9 protein-coding genes and 5 pseudogenes are annotated in these 15,113 nt (G+C 34.1%); 5 read left to right on the forward strand and 9 right to left on the reverse strand.

Going from position 1 to position 15,113, the window contains the following annotated elements; all coding sequences use genetic code 11:
- Positions 1-3: 3 nt before the first annotated feature.
- Both pdhA and JCM21714_RS02980 read right to left on the reverse strand, forming a co-directional pair.
- Positions 4-1,047, reverse strand: a pseudogene (gene pdhA, locus JCM21714_RS02975) (pyruvate dehydrogenase (acetyl-transferring) E1 component subunit alpha).
- Positions 1,048-1,520: 473 nt separating this feature from the next.
- Positions 1,521-2,165, reverse strand: coding sequence for a YkyA family protein (locus tag JCM21714_RS02980; protein ID WP_035721688.1), 645 nt, complete (start codon positions 2,163-2,165; stop codon positions 1,521-1,523).
- A gap of 168 nt (positions 2,166-2,333) precedes the next feature.
- Between JCM21714_RS02980 and def the strand changes: the two genes are divergently transcribed.
- On the forward strand, positions 2,334-2,888 hold the full coding sequence (gene def, locus JCM21714_RS02985) for a peptide deformylase (protein ID WP_035721691.1): 555 nt from the start codon (positions 2,334-2,336) through the stop codon (positions 2,886-2,888).
- Between the two features lie 183 nt (positions 2,889-3,071).
- Here def and JCM21714_RS19675 read toward each other — a convergent pair whose 3' ends face one another.
- Entirely contained in the window at positions 3,072-3,263 is a 192-nt protein-coding gene (locus JCM21714_RS19675; protein WP_148294950.1) for a hypothetical protein, read from the reverse strand.
- Between the two features lie 644 nt (positions 3,264-3,907).
- Here JCM21714_RS19675 and JCM21714_RS02990 point away from each other — a divergent pair.
- Both JCM21714_RS02990 and rnjA read left to right on the forward strand, forming a co-directional pair.
- Positions 3,908-4,117 (forward strand): DNA-dependent RNA polymerase subunit epsilon, encoded by a 210-nt coding sequence (locus tag JCM21714_RS02990; RefSeq protein ID WP_035721693.1) that lies wholly within the window; start codon positions 3,908-3,910, stop codon positions 4,115-4,117.
- A 3-nt stretch (positions 4,118-4,120) separates the two neighbouring features.
- A pseudogene (rnjA, locus tag JCM21714_RS02995) lies at positions 4,121-5,788 on the forward strand (ribonuclease J1).
- Positions 5,789-6,068: 280 nt separating this feature from the next.
- Here the strand turns inward: rnjA and JCM21714_RS03000 are convergent.
- The 3 genes and pseudogenes from JCM21714_RS03000 to JCM21714_RS03010 all read right to left on the reverse strand — a co-directional run bounded on the left by JCM21714_RS03000 (position 6,069) and on the right by JCM21714_RS03010 (position 10,473).
- Positions 6,069-6,740 carry a potassium channel family protein gene (locus tag JCM21714_RS03000; protein ID WP_035721696.1) on the reverse strand — a complete coding sequence of 224 codons (672 nt, stop codon included), beginning with the start codon at positions 6,738-6,740 and terminating at the stop codon, positions 6,069-6,071.
- A 123-nt stretch (positions 6,741-6,863) separates the two neighbouring features.
- Positions 6,864-8,675, reverse strand: a pseudogene (locus tag JCM21714_RS03005) (ABC transporter ATP-binding protein).
- 43 nt (positions 8,676-8,718) lie between these two features.
- A complete protein-coding gene (locus JCM21714_RS03010; protein WP_035721699.1) occupies positions 8,719-10,473 on the reverse strand; it encodes an ABC transporter ATP-binding protein in 1,755 nt (584 codons plus the stop codon).
- Positions 10,474-10,809: 336 nt separating this feature from the next.
- On the opposite strand from JCM21714_RS03010, the gene JCM21714_RS03015 reads away from it, so the two are divergent.
- A complete protein-coding gene (locus tag JCM21714_RS03015) occupies positions 10,810-11,649 on the forward strand; it encodes a mechanosensitive ion channel family protein (protein WP_035721702.1) in 840 nt (279 codons plus the stop codon).
- Between the two features lie 46 nt (positions 11,650-11,695).
- Here the strand turns inward: JCM21714_RS03015 and JCM21714_RS03020 are convergent.
- From JCM21714_RS03020 to cbpB, 3 genes and pseudogenes are all read right to left on the reverse strand, one after another.
- Positions 11,696-12,813: pseudogene (locus tag JCM21714_RS03020) on the reverse strand (N-acetyldiaminopimelate deacetylase).
- Between the two features lie 82 nt (positions 12,814-12,895).
- Positions 12,896-13,614, reverse strand: a pseudogene (gene dapD, locus JCM21714_RS03025) (2,3,4,5-tetrahydropyridine-2,6-dicarboxylate N-acetyltransferase).
- A gap of 69 nt (positions 13,615-13,683) precedes the next feature.
- On the reverse strand, positions 13,684-14,124 hold the full coding sequence (gene cbpB / locus JCM21714_RS03030; protein WP_035721706.1) for a cyclic-di-AMP-binding protein CbpB: 441 nt from the start codon (positions 14,122-14,124) through the stop codon (positions 13,684-13,686).
- 164 nt (positions 14,125-14,288) lie between these two features.
- Here cbpB and JCM21714_RS03035 point away from each other — a divergent pair, with 164 nt between their 5' ends.
- Positions 14,289-15,062: a metallophosphoesterase gene (locus JCM21714_RS03035; RefSeq protein ID WP_369403405.1), complete on the forward strand. Its 774-nt coding sequence runs from the start codon at positions 14,289-14,291 to the stop codon at positions 15,060-15,062.
- The last annotated feature ends 51 nt before the right edge of the window (positions 15,063-15,113 follow it).

Here is a 15,113-nt window from a genome sequence, read left to right on the forward strand (position 1 = left end):
GATTTACTTCGACTCCTTTGCTTTGTATTCTTCCAATTGTTCCTGCAAGTGAGCTGGAAGTTCTTCGTACATATTATTGATTAAATCTGTTACTTTTTGTTTTGGTTGTTCATCTGTTTTCTTAATCGCTGCTTTTATTTCTTCTTTTGCTTTTTCGATTACCTCGTTCTCTTGTTCTTCAGACCATAAACCTTTTTCTTCCAAGAATTTACGGAAACGTACAATTGGATCTTTCTTCTCCCATTCAGTAGTCATATCCTCTGTACGATAACGTGTTGGGTCGTCTCCAGCCATGGTGTGCGGACCATATCGATATGTTAAAGTTTCAATTAAAGTTGGTCCTTCACCATTTACTGCACGTTCTCTTGCTTCTTTTGTAGCAGCATATACTGCTAAGACGTCCATGCCATCCACCTGAATTCCTTCAATACCAGCAGCAACTGCTTTTTGTGCCAAAGTTTTAGCAGCTGTTTGTTTCTCAACAGGAACTGAAATAGCGAACTGATTGTTTTGGACAACGAAAATAGCTGGTGCTTTATATGCACCTGCAAAGTTAATTCCTTCATAGAAGTCACCTTGAGAAGTTCCCCCCATCACCTGTATAGGTGATTGCTACTGATTTTTTACCACGTTTTTTCATACCTAACGCAACACCTGCTGCTTGTGTGTATTGAGCACCAATAATAATTTGTGGACTAAATGCATTTACACCTTCAGGCATCTGATTTCCATGGTAATGACCACGAGAAAATAAGAATGCTTGATATAAAGGCAGACCATGCCAAATGATTTGAGGTACATCGCGATAACCAGGTAAAATAAAATCTTCTTTTTCAAGTGCGAACTGTGTACCCAACTGTGAAGCTCCTGTCCTGCAGTCGGCGCATAAAAACCTAAACGTCCCTGACGATTTAAGGCAATTGCACGTTGATCAAGAATTCTTGTGTATACCATACGATACATTATTTCTTTAAGATCCTCATCTGAGAGTTCAGGCATTGCCTCATCATTAACTATCATGCCTTCTTCATTCAGAATTTGAAACATTTCGAACTGTTTTTCAATTTTTTCTAAACTACGTTCCAAAAGAATTCACCTCTTCCTTTCTTATTCCCTAATTTAAATTTATCAAAATTAGCTTTCCCAAAAGATTAAAAAATCTGTAACAAAACTTCATTATCATTGCTATACCCTAATTGAATTATTATTAATCAGATTATGCATGAAGCAAACTGTTACATAATATTATACTAATAAAACTAGTACAATTTCAACTCATATACAGTTTAGCTTATTGAAGTTGGTTGGTCAAACACTTTGTAACAATTAAAAGTAATTTTATTTCGCATGTTTTACGAGCGAATTATTTGGAAATAAAAGCGCTTTTATAATATCTGTTTCACTATGTTTTTTTATCTGTATCATTGTAAATGTGATTCACATAACACTACTTTTGTTCAAGATAGGATCACTTTTATTACTTTTAAAAAAATAAAAAAAACTTTCAAAATGCGAAAGCTTTATTCATATACCACATTTAATTCAGTTGATTCATAAAAATCTTCTTTTAATTGATTGTATTGATCGGTAAGCTCATTAAATTGATTGTTAAGTTCCGTCACTTTATCATACGAAGTATTCACCTTGTCAATTTGTGCACGCAAATCCTCTTCTGTCAATTCCTTGTCCATAAATAATTCATATAATACTTTATCCTGGTCTAAAGAAGTATGAAATGCTTCGTTTAATTGTTGATATGTATCATAACGACTCTCCATCGTTTGAATCAATTCATTTGCTATGTTCTTCTGCTCTTCTTCCAATTCTGAGACAGATTCTTTCACATTTAAGAATTCTTGTTCTGCTGCATCCATCGCTTCTAATTCTGTTTTCAGTAATTCTTTGCGTTCTTCAACCGTGGTAATTGCTTGCTCTGATAATGAAGTAACCTTATCCATCTCATCAGCAGAAAGCTCAATTATTTGGTTATATAACTCCTGCTCTTCTTGTTCTAATTTCATAAACGGTTCTTGTTGTTCTACAAATGTTTTCTCAATTGTCACTGTTTCTTCAAGATGATTATACATTTTGTTTGCTACTGATTCTCCACTGCATGCTACTAATAGAAATATAAGTACAAAACCAATCAATTGTAATTTCCTCATAAATTTAAATCCCCCTAATACTATACCTTTAATAATGAGCGAATTTATTATAACATAAATTTAGCTAATAATTGTTTAAAATTGAAAATTACATTGCAGAATTGTATATTTTTAGTTTATTATTCGATAAGATAGTTAATATGAATATTTATGGAGAGGTTGATATAAATGATTACAATGGAGGATATTGTTAGAGAAGGTCATTCCGCGCTAACACAAGTGGCGAAAGAAGTCGAGTTACCTCCTACAGATGATGAAAAAAATACATTAAAAGAAATGATCCAATTTCTAAAAAATAGTCAAGATGAAGAACTGGCAGAAAAATATAATTTAAGAGCTGGCGTAGGAATAGCTGCACCTCAACTTGGAATAACCAAGCGAATGATGGCAGTGCATTTTCAGGATGATGATGAGAACATCTATAGTTATGGTCTATTTAATCCAAAAATAGTCAGTCATTCAGTTGCTCAAACCTATTTACCTGGCGGTGAAGGATGTTTATCTGTAGATCGTGAAGTGCCTGGATATGTGCCAAGGTATCAAAAAATGACGATAAAAGCATTGGATCTTGATGGAAATGAAGTGAAATTAAAATTAAAAGGCTATGCTGCCATTGTTTTTCAACATGAAATCGACCATTTAAACGGGATTATGTTTTATGACCATATTAACAAGGAAGATCCATTTATGATTCCTGAGAACTCAAAACCATGTGAACAATAAGTAAAAACGAAATTAAATATTAAAATTTTTATTCTCCTTCATTTTAAACCTACCATCATTATTTATCAGTTTAGAATGAAGGTTATTTGTATACTATCTCTTTATATTAATCAATTAATTACAAGTGTTTCATCGATTAACTTACCCCTTTATTAGCAAATTCACGCTGTTCTTTCACTTCATTTATGATAATACTTGAAAAATAGGCTGTTTTTTATAATCGTATACATCTTCAAGTGGTGTTTTCTTCTTATACTTCCTATTATCAATACTCTGGTATATTAAAGGATGATTATATGCCACACTGCATTGAGTGATTCCTTTCAATTGAATGAATGCAATCGGATTTTGATGAATAACCTTCCCTTCATGCATACACTTTGACCATAAAAACTTATAAATGTTGTTATATCCAACACTTAAATAATTACTGAAACATAAAGGGGGGGGCTCTCTCTGTAACAATGGAAAAAAATCACACCGCTTTTCTTTGTATTTGTTTAATCGCACCTTTAGTAGCAATTTTGGATTTGTATGTTATCGTCAAAAATTGTTCCGTCATTATCTTAAAACACAACCTTTTTTCTCAAGATCATTCCCTCTTCCTTTAATATTTTCAAAAACAACATTAGTAATTATAGTATCAATATAATGAATAAGTATAATTGTCATTGTCAAAGCTAAGAGAAAGATTTCTCAAGTATTTTTAGGCAATCATTAAAATATTTTATTTATTTTAGCCTTTTCTGTTTCAATATTTCATAAATCATACTATACTATATAGTAAGAGGGATTGGATCGGTTCATTGAATACTTGCTTTCTTTTCTATTCTGGATAGGAAGGAGTTTGCAGTTAAAATGTTAAAAACGTTTAAAGGAAAAATTAAAACGACGTATTCGGGAAGCCTTACGAAGAAAACAGATTCCAACTACAATTAATCGTTCAAAAGATATTGCAAGAACTACCAAACAAACCATAGAATCAAAAAACAAATAAAAAAAACTAAAGGAGAGATAATATGATATATAAAGTACTTTATCAAAAAGATGCTTTTGAAGTACCAGTACGTGAACATACACAAAGCTTATATATCGAAGCAACTTCTGAAAAAGAAGTTCGACAATCGTTAAAAGAAAAAAATCTAAACATAGAATTCATCCAATTATTAAATGGGGCACATTTAGAATATGAACAACAATCACCGTTTTTTAAAGTGGAGAATGCCTAGCTTATGAAATTTGTTAAAAATGATCAAACAGCAGTCTTTGCATTAGGTGGTTTAGGTGAAATTGGAAAAAAACGCTTACGGCATTCAATTTCAAGACGAAATCATTTTAATTGATTCAGGTATTAAATTTCCTGAAGATGAGTTATTAGGAATTGACTATGTTATTCCTGATTACACCTACCTTGTGCAAAACCAAGACAAAATTAAAGGTTTATTTATTACTCATGGTCATGAAGATCATATTGGTGGTATTCCTTACCTTCTCAGAGAGATCAATGTGCCGATCTATGCAGGTAAGTTAGCAATAGGATTACTCAGAAATAAATTGGATGAACACGGATTATTAAGAACAGCAAACTTAAACACGTTTGAAGAAGACGATGTATTTAAGTTTAGAAAAACAGCTGTTTCCTTTTTCGAACAACACATAGTATTCCAGATTCTTATGGTATTGTAGTAAAAACACCACCGGGAAATATTGTTCATACTGGTGATTTCAAATTTGATTTTACGCCAGTTGGAGAACCAGCAAATCTGACAAAAATGGCTGAAATAGGTAAAGAAGGTGTTCTTTGTTTATTATCAGACAGTACAAATAGTGAGATTCCCGGATTCACCCTATCTGAACGAGTAGTTGGAGACAGTATTAATGATATTTTTTCTCGAGTTGATGGCCGATTAATTTTTGCTACATTTTCTTCCAATATTCACCGATTACAACAAGTTATTGAAGCGGCTGTAAAACATAACCGTAAAGTGGCTGTATTCGGCAGAAGTATGGAAGGCGCAATGAAAATTGGACAAGAACTTGGTTATATTCGTGCACCAAAGAATACTTTTATTGATGCACATCAAATTAATCAATATCCAGCGAATGAAGTAACGATCCTTTGTACAGGTTCACAAGGTGAGCCAATGGCTGCTTTATCCAGAATTGCCAATGGAACTCATCGTCAAATTCAAATAATACCTGGCGACAATGTTGTATTCTCCTCTTCTCCAATCCCTGGGAATACACTTAGCGTAAGTCGAACTATTAATAAACTTTACCGGGCTGGAGCAGAAGTTATTCATGGACCTTTAAATAATATTCATACTTCAGGTCATGGTGGTCAAGAAGAGCAAAAGCTAATGCTTAAGTTAATTCAACCAAGATTTTTCATGCCGATTCATGGTGAGTATCGCATGTTAAAGGTGCATACAAAATTAGCAGCTAAATGTGGTATTCCGCCGAAAGATAGCTTCATTATGGATAATGGTGAGGTATTAGCTTTAGGTAAGGATAACGCTACGATTGCTGGTAAAATACCTTCTGGTTCCATCTATGTGGATGGAAGTGGAATTGGTGATATTGGTAACATTGTATTAAGAGATAGGCGTATTCTTTCTGAAGAAGGCTTAGTTATGGTAGTAGTAAGTATTAATATGAAAGAATTCCGAATTGCCTCAGGTCCTGACATTATTTCTCGAGGATTTGTCTACATGAGAGAATCTGAGGATTTAATTAATGAGGCACAGAAATTAGTCTCTAAACACTTAAATAAAGTTATGGAACGACGAACAACTCAATGGTCTGAGATTAAAAATGAGATAACCGATACAATTGCACCATTCCTATTTGAAAAAACAAAACGCAGACCAATGATCCTGCCAATTATTATGGAAGTATAACCAAAAGCCCGATGATTTTTCATCGGGCTTTTTTATTAGCTAATATAAATACAACATACGCATAATAACTAAACTGCGAAGTAACAAGTTGCTAAACTTCACAAAAGTTGTAGATGAGACTTAATCCGTCGCTGCGGAAAAACACTCCCTTTCCTAAGGGTACGGCTTCAGCTAACTTTCAAAATTGTCACTTGTTCGCTGTTTGTGTCAACTAAGCATATATATTTTCTTTAGAAGCAATAAGATATTTCAGCTGGTTCGTTGAATTAATTTCGTCAGCTTAGTCCTCAACAACCAACTGTTTCTCAAAGCGAGAGATGTCTTTGTCTGCTCCGATCACTATGAGTATATCGTCTTTCTCTATTTTCTGTGTTGCCATTGGAGAAACATTTATACCTTTTTCATCAGCTTCTTTAATAGCAACAATGTTACAACCATATTTCGCTCGAATATCTAATTGAATCAAGGTCTTCCCGTCCATTTTCTTTCCAGCTTTCACTTCAACAATACTATGTTCATCAGATAATTCCAAATGATCTAAAATATTAGTAGAAATGATACTGTGCGCAATTCTTTTTCCCATATCCCGTTCTGGATGAACAACATGGTCAGCGCCAATTTTATTTAGTACTTTTTCATGATAATCATTTTGTGCTTTAACTGTTATTTTATTAATGCCTAGTTCTTTTAACATCAAAGTAGTTAAAATACTAGCTTGAATATCATCTCCGATAGCAACGATAACATGATCAAAATTTCGAATACCAAGTTCTTTTAAAACATTCTCATCAGTTGTATCTGCTATAACTGCATGCGCAGCTATATTTTTGAATTCTTTTACTTTATCCTCATAAATATCAATGGCTAATACATCCATTCCCTCTGCGCTAAGTTCCCGACAAATACTTCCTCCAAATCGACCTAATCCAATTACAGCAAACTCTCTTTTCATACAAACTCCTCCAAAAATAGAATCAATCTTATTTTATCATATACATTCAAAAAGGAAACCAGTATCTCATCACCCGGTTTCCCTTTTCATACTTTTACAATAGTATTTAAATACTAACTATTCTTATAACGCATCTAACATTTCAAATTGAGATTTAACAAGGTGATAATATTCACCTTTTTTCCTCATTAATTCGTCATGATTGCCTTGTTCGAGAATCTTACCTTGCGCTAAGACAATTATATTATCAGCCTCTCTTATTGTTGAAAGACGATGGGCTATCATAATTGCTGTACGACCTTTTAACAGATTTTGAAGTGCCTTTTGAATTTTAACTTCGGTTTCGGTATCAATACTTGCGGTCGCTTCATCTAAAATTAAAATTCTTGGATCAGCTAGTAAAGCTCGTGCAAAAGATAACAATTGTCTTTCACCGGCGGATAGAATATTTCCTCTCTCTTCTACTTCAGTCTGATAACCATTAGATAAACGTTTGATAAAGTCATCGGCACCAACAAGTTTCGCGGCTTCTTTTACTTCTTCATCACTAGCTTCTGGTCTACCAAATCGTATATTTTCCATAATCGTACCTGAAAAAATAAATGTATCTTGTAATACAACAGAAATATTCGTTCGCAGGCTATCTAAACGCATATCCCGTAAGTCATGGCCATCAATTCTAACTGCACCGCGAGTTGGATCGTAGAAACGGCTAATCAAATTAGCTATTGTTGATTTACCGGATCCGGTATGACCAACAAGAGCAACTGTTTGCCCTTGTTTCATTTCAAGTGAAATTTCGTGTAATGCAACTCGATATTCATCATATGAAAACTGTACTTTATCAAATACAATATTACCTTTCATATCTTTAAATATCTTTGCATTTTTTTTCTCTTTTACATTTGGCTGTTCATCTAAAAATTCAAATATTCTTTCTGAAGAGGCCATCGCTACTAGTAATTGATTATAAATCTGTCCAAGTCTCGAAATAGGTTCCCAGAACATCCCTAAATAAAATGCAAAAGAAACAAATGTACCAATTTCAATCTGGTTAGAAATAATCAAATGTGCACCATAAGAAATAAGAATAACAGTACCTACAGCATTACTCATTTCTACGAATGGTCCAAAATAAGCACTCTTTTTCATTGCTAGACGCTCTTTTTCATAATTATCAGAGTTTACGCCATTAAAAAATTCAGTATTTTCTTTTTCCTGAGAAAAAGACTGAGTAATACGTATTCCTTGCATACTCTCGTTCAAATGTGAATTTAATCTAGATTTTTGAATACGTACATCTTGCCAGGAGCGGCGAATTCTTCTTCTTAACTTAGTAGAAATAAAGAACATAATCGGTAAAATAATTAATACTGCTAATGCTAACGGTGGACTAAATACGAATAAAATAATGATAATACCTGAAAGCAATACAATATCCATTAATAGATTTATAATACCATTCGTAAATAGTTCTTGTAGTGAATTTACATCATTTAGTATTCTTACCAAGATTGATCCTGCCGACCGATTATCAAAAAAGTTATGAGAAAGTCGTTGAACATGGGAAAATAAATTTTTACGCAAATCATGAATAACACGTTGACCTAGAATATTTACCCATTTGATCCGATACATATTTGCAACATAATTAAATAAATAAAGGATTGAAATTCCAATTATCAAGTATGTTAACAAACCTATATCGCTGTTCTTTATGGCTTGATCAATTACTATCTTACCTATTATCATAGGAACTACTAAACGAACGATAGTTGAAATTAACATAGCGATTATAGCCGCTGGCATTAACGTTTTTGAATAAAGGTTTTAAAAAAAATAAAAGTCTTAACATTTGTTCCAGTTAAAAGGTTTTTCCACCTCTTCATCTAATGGATAATAGAACCTTTTTAAATGCGGACTATTTTTTTTCATTTCTTCAACTGACAACGATTTTGTCACTTTTGTACCCTCCCTTTTACTTAACAGACTGCATAACCATTTCTCTGTCCTGATATTGAATATCATAAATTCTTCGATACGGTCCATTTTGATTAATTAATTCATCATGGGTTCCACGTTCCTTTATCTGGCCTTGTTCCATTACTAAAATTTCATCTGCATGTTTTAAAGAGGAAATGCGATGTGCGATAATAAACGTTGTTCTTCCATTCATTACTTCTTTTAAAGCTTTTTGAATTTGAAACTCTGTTTCCATATCCACAGCGGAAGTAGCATCATCCAAGACTAAAATACTAGGATCGATTAAAATAGCGCGAGCAATCGCAATCCGTTGTTTTTGCCCACCTGAGAGACCCATACCCCCCCTTTCACCTAAAAGCGTGTCATAACCTTTTGGCATTTCCATAATAAATTCATGTGCCTGTGCTCGTTTAGCTGCAGCAATAATTTCTTCGATGGAAGCGTCCGGATTTCCATAAGCAATATTTTCTTTAATTGTTGTTGAGAATAAGAAAGATTCCTGTAAAACAAACCCTATATGTTTACGTAACCATTTCAAGGAATACGAGCTAATAGGTTTGCCATCCAATAATACTTCACCTGCTTCTGGCTCATAAAATCTGGTAATTAGCTGTGTAATACTTGTTTTACCTGCACCAGTAGGGCCTATTAGACCGATAACTTTACCAGGCGAAGCATCAAAAGAAATATCTTTCAGTGCAGTAGCATCATCTTCTGTATATGTTAATGTTACATTCTTAAATATTACATGTCCTTTAATACGTTCTGGCACTAAAGGATCTTCTTCTTCTTCAATATCTTCAGGTGCCTCTAAAATTTCTAACAAACGCTCTCCAGAAGCTTTTGCTTGTGAAAATTGATTAACGATAAATCCTAAGTGCATTAATGGTCCTAGAATATAAGTTACTAAACTAAAGAAAGCTATTAATTCACCTAAACTAAGTTCGCGATTAATTACTAAATATCCTCCATAGATCAACAATGCTACCATACTAATATTTCCGATAAATTCCATAAACGGAAAGTATCGTGCCCAGATATTAGACGTGAAGATATTTACTTCCTTGTAATCGGCATTACTGTTAGTGAAACGATCGATCTCAAAGTCTTCCTTTGATAATGATTTAACTGTATTCATACCACTTACATTTTCTTGAATACGTGTATTTAGCCTGCCTAATGATTTTCTGATATTACGAAAGGCAGGATGCACTTTCTTATCGAATTTAAAAACTACAACAGCCAAGAAAGGCATTGCTGCCATAGTTACTAAAGCTAGAGGAATAGAATAATAAAACATTACCCCTAAACTAATAACAATTAATAAAGTGACTCTGATTAGTTCTCGAAACCCTGCTGCCAAGAAAAACCTAAACCCTTCTACATCCATCGTTAACCTCGACATTAAATCACCTGTTCGAGCATTATCATAATAGGAAAAAGAAAGCCTTTGCAATTTTTTGTATAACTCATCACGTAATCTGTAAACTGACTTCACTCCAAAAAGGTCACCTAAATACTGCTGTAAAAAGTTGGCCACACCTTTTACAATCATAATTAGCATAAATCCGATTGCTAAATATGGGATTAGTTGATACTTGCCAGGCGTTACAACGTCATCAATCGTAATTTGTAACAGGATCGGATATACCACAGTAATACCTGTTACAATCACTACAAATAAAACGGAAAAGAAGAAATACTTTTTAAAAGGCCAATAAAAATCTTTCAGTTTCTTAAATGTTTCCATCCAGTCTGCACCCCCCCCATTGTTTACGTATGTATAAATATAACGGCAACCGAAATAAATTTCCACCATTTTGACTTATTTTCTTTATTTTTTTAAATAAAAACTAAGTAAAACTAAACTGCGAAGTAAATGGACGGAGCTTTTGCCTAGCATTCATCATACTTTCAAAATTGTCACTTGTTCGCAGTTTGGGTCTACTTGATAATACAACCGGTTTTTATTATATGTTCAATGAATGACGTTTAGAAATTATTATCTGAGATTATTTGTATATTAGTTGCTAGTTAAACTAGCTTCTAATATGATAGTACTATCATCAATAGAGGAGGAAAATAGATGTTTGAAGAGGGGGGGTTAAAAATTGATTGGGGGGGGTATATTCTGGACGGTTTAATTAGATATGGAATCCAAATTGCTATCCTTATCATTGCATTATTAATTATTGCCCCCCCAATAGGTAAAAAATTAATAAAAACTGCACTTAAAAAATCAAGAACAAAACAATCTGAAGCACGTATACAGACATTAGAAAAACTACTTCTCAATGTATTTTCATACGTGTTAATCTTTATTTTTATAGTTATGTTCTTTGGAATTATTAAACAGCCAATTGGTCCACTGCTTGCTGGGGCCGGAGTCATTGGACTGGCTGTAGCGTTCGGTGCACAAGGTTTAGTGAGTGACATCGTAACGGGATTTTTTATTTTACTAGAAAAACAAGTTGATGTTGGAGATTATGTAACAGCAGCTGGTTATGACGGAATTGTGGAAGAAGTTGGTCTCAGAACCACACAAATCAGAGGATTTGATGGCACACTTCATTTCGTTCCAAATCGTGAAATAGCCGGCGTTAGTAATCATTCCCGCGGAAATATGCGTGCACTTGTTGACATTGGTATTAGTTATGATGACAATATTGATGAAGCATTGACAGTCTTGCAAAGTATATGTGAAGAATTTGCTCAGGATAGTCGTTTTGTCGATGGACCAAATGTTCTTGGTGTTCAAGCATTTGGTTCAAGTGAGGTAGTGCTGCGAATACTCGGAAAAACAGTCAATATGGAACAATGGGGGGGTGCGGAACGAGATATTCGAAAACGTATCAAAGAAGCATTTGATCAAAACAATATCGAAATTCCTTTCCCACATCAAGTCAATATTCAAAAAAACAACTAAAAAATATGCAGAAAACTCACTCTCGCACTAGAGCGAGTTTTTTTTTTTACATATTTTGGATCATTGCAGTTACTGCTTTTACTCCGATTGGAATAGCATCTTCAGCGGGATTCAGTTTACTGTGATGCAGACCATATGGAGAATCTACACCAAGCCAAAACATAAAACCTGGTATCTCTTTTAGAAAATAACCAAAATCCTCCCCCCCTGTCATAGCTGCATTTGCTTCAACAAATTGAATCCCTTCTTCTTCAACTATTTTCGAGAAATGATGTACATATTTCCCTAAATTGTTAACCTGATAATACATTGACCCATAATCCACGTCTATTTTGCAATCATACACAATTTCAAATCCTCTTATAATATGGTCTAACTCTGTTTTTATTTTATTCATAGTCTCCGGCTGCAACGTTCGAATCGTGCCTTCGAGTCTTGCTGTCTCTGCAATAATATTTTGAACCGTTCCAGCTGACATTTTCCCGATTGTTATGACTCCACTGTCAAGAGGTCTATTTTTCTAGAGATAATTTGTTGTAATTGTGTAACAAAACTGCTAGCGGTCACAATCATATCTTTAGTTAAATGTGGATATGCAGCATGTCCGCCTTTTCCAGTAAAGTCGATAAACAACTCACTCGTATTTGCAAACAGTAATCCCTCACGGCTCGACACAGTACCGACAGGCAATTCAGGTGCGATATGTAGAGCAAATATACTATCTATCTGCCATTGCTTAAACGTATTAGAGGCTAGCATTGGTGCTGCTCCTCCAGGTCCCTCTTCTGCTGGTTGGAAAATAAAAAGAACATTGTCATTGATGGGATTCGCACTAATCATATCCAGAGCTCCTAATGCTATCGTCATGTGCAAGTCATGTCCACAGGCATGCATATTTTCCGGATGTTCAGATTTAAATGATAAGTCTGTTTCTTCTTTGATAGGTAACCCGTCTATATCTGTTCGAAATGCAATCGTTCGATTAGAATTTTTTCCATTCACAAAAACAAACAGGCCTGTCTCCCATTTCGTGATTTCAATATTTGCTCGATTCATATTTTCAATTGTTTCTATTAAGAAAGACTGTGTCTTATATTCTTGAAATCCACGCTCAGGTATTTGATGTAGTTTTCGTCTAATAGACACTAGCTCATCGTTTCTCATTTTATCCTTCCTCCTGCTTCCGCATCGACATATAGCTATAAAGAAGACAGGATCCTTATATGAGATCCTGTCCAGTTATGAATTAATTATCTAGCTTACGCAATGCTTCCATAATTTCTGTTTTAGCTTTTGTTTGATCATCGATCTCTTTGATCACTTTAGCAGGTGTTCCTGCCACGACAGTATTTGGTGGTACATCTTTAGTAACAATTGCACCTGCAGCTACCACAGCACCTGCACCAACTCTAACTCCTTCTAATACAACAGCATTTGCTCCTACTACCACACCATCTTCAATAATAACAGGTTGTGCAGAAGGTGGTTCAATAACTCCACCAATACGGCACCTGCACCTATGTGACAGTTCTTACCAACTGTAGCTCTCCCGCCTAAACAAACATTCATATCGATCATAGTTCCTTCTCCAATAACAGAACCAATATTAATTAAGGCACCAAACATAATAACTGCACCATCTCCGATTTCTACCTGTTCTCGGATAATTGCACCTGGTTCAATTCTTGCATTGATATTCTTCGTATCAAGTAGTGGAATTGCTGAATTTCTACGATCGTTTTCTACTACATGGTCTGTAATTTGATTACTATATGTATCAAGTAAATCTTTCACTTCTTTCCATTCACCAAAAATAACACCGTTTGAATGATTTAAGAATGTTTGAATAGATCCTGTTGCTTCAATTTTATCCAAATCAGTCCCTTTTACATAAACTTTAACCGGGGTAGATTTTTTACTGTTTGAGATGTAAGAAATGATCTCATGTGCATCCATTTGCTTCATTGTTTAGTTCCTCCAATATTGTTTTTTTAATTAAATGTAACAAAAATTTAATTACTTTTACAAACATTATTAATCACTGACATACATCGACTTATTTACTTCTTTTAAAATAGCTCGTCTAGTTAAAATGCCAAGAAAATAACCTTGCTCATCTACCACACATGCAAAAGCATGGTCAATAACTATTTTTAAACTTGTTAAAAAATTAGTATCTTTTAATAAGGTAGGCTGATCTTTTTTCATAACTTCTTCTACTTTTGTTTCAGCTAGCTTTTCCATCTCAAATCGTTCCATTCCCATGATACTCTTAAGAATCGGCGTCTTCGCAATAGTTCCTCTTAATTTAAAATCCAAGTCAAGTACCGGTACAGAAGAATATCCCGATTCCACAAGTACGAGTAACGCATGCTCGATAAGGTTACCTTCCTGTACATGGGCTACCTTTTCAGCTGGAATCATAAGATCAGCTACGGTTAAGTCAGTTAGTTTTTGTTTTAATATACTAGACATATCTACACTCCTTTATCAATTGGTGAAGGAGCTATAAGAACAATCACCGTAATTATTTTAACATATTTTCAGAAATTTTGTGTAAACTGTTCACCTAACATTTTTCTTATTTCACTTCATGCTATAATATAGATATGTAATAATAGAAAGGGCATTGAAAATTTATGAATCGTAGAACTTTTTTAAAACGGATCTTTGGCAGTTTTATTACATTAATTGGACTAAGTGGTGGCACGTATTACTATGCAAAAGAATTAGAGCCGAATATGTTAGATATTCATTATGTCGATATTATATCGAAAAAAGTAATGAGTGCTTTTGAAAACTATAAAATACTTCAATTCTCTGATACACATATAGGATTTCACTATTCAATAGAACAATTCGAGAAATTAGTTAGAAAAATTAATGCAGAAAATGCTGACCTCGTAGTGTTCACAGGAGACTTAATTGACAATCCACGTACATATACAGTAAATCAAAGATTAGTAACCCTCCTTGATCAGATACAAGCAAAGGATGGAAAGTATTGGATATACGGAAACCATGATCACGGTGGCTATGGTACGAACATGCTAAAAGAGCTGTTTGATCAAAGTGGTTTTGAACTGTTACAAAATGGACACAGACAAATTAATAAAAACGGTGATATGATAAATATAATTGGTGTGGATGACGTGCTCCTTGGAAAGCCTGATATAAATCAGACTTTTCAAGGAGTGGATCAGAATCTTTTGACAATTCTATTAGCACATGAACCAGATTATGCTGAGATTGCTAAAGACTACCCTGTTGATATTCAACTATCTGGACATAGTCATGGTGGTCAGGTGCAATTACCTCTTATTGGTTATCTCTACACCCCCCACATCTTGCTGAAAAATATGTGGAAGGATATTATTCCGTCGGTAATCGACCATGCAATTATATGTGAGTAGAGGCATTGGGACAACCAGATTACCATATCGTTTTTTCTGCAAACCAGAAAT

This window comes from Gracilibacillus boraciitolerans JCM 21714 (assembly GCF_000521485.1).
Lineage (GTDB): Bacteria > Bacillota > Bacilli > Bacillales > Amphibacillaceae > Gracilibacillus > Gracilibacillus boraciitolerans.

Coding starts and splice junctions, on each gene's coding strand:
- JCM21714_RS02980 (WP_035721688.1), bottom strand. CDS start 2,165: ATGAGGAAATTACAATTGATTGGTTTTGTACTTATATTTCTATTAGTA.
- def (WP_035721691.1), top strand. CDS start 2,334: ATGATTACAATGGAGGATATTGTTAGAGAAGGTCATTCCGCGCTAACA.
- JCM21714_RS19675 (WP_148294950.1), bottom strand. CDS start 3,263: ATGCATGAAGGGAAGGTTATTCATCAAAATCCGATTGCATTCATTCAA.
- JCM21714_RS02990 (WP_035721693.1), top strand. CDS start 3,908: ATGATATATAAAGTACTTTATCAAAAAGATGCTTTTGAAGTACCAGTA.
- JCM21714_RS03000 (WP_035721696.1), bottom strand. CDS start 6,740: ATGAAAAGAGAGTTTGCTGTAATTGGATTAGGTCGATTTGGAGGAAGT.
- JCM21714_RS03010 (WP_035721699.1), bottom strand. CDS start 10,473: ATGGAAACATTTAAGAAACTGAAAGATTTTTATTGGCCTTTTAAAAAG.
- JCM21714_RS03015 (WP_035721702.1), top strand. CDS start 10,810: ATGTTTGAAGAGGGGGGGTTAAAAATTGATTGGGGGGGGTATATTCTG.
- cbpB (WP_035721706.1), bottom strand. CDS start 14,124: ATGTCTAGTATATTAAAACAAAAACTAACTGACTTAACCGTAGCTGAT.
- JCM21714_RS03035 (WP_369403405.1), top strand. CDS start 14,289: ATGAATCGTAGAACTTTTTTAAAACGGATCTTTGGCAGTTTTATTACA.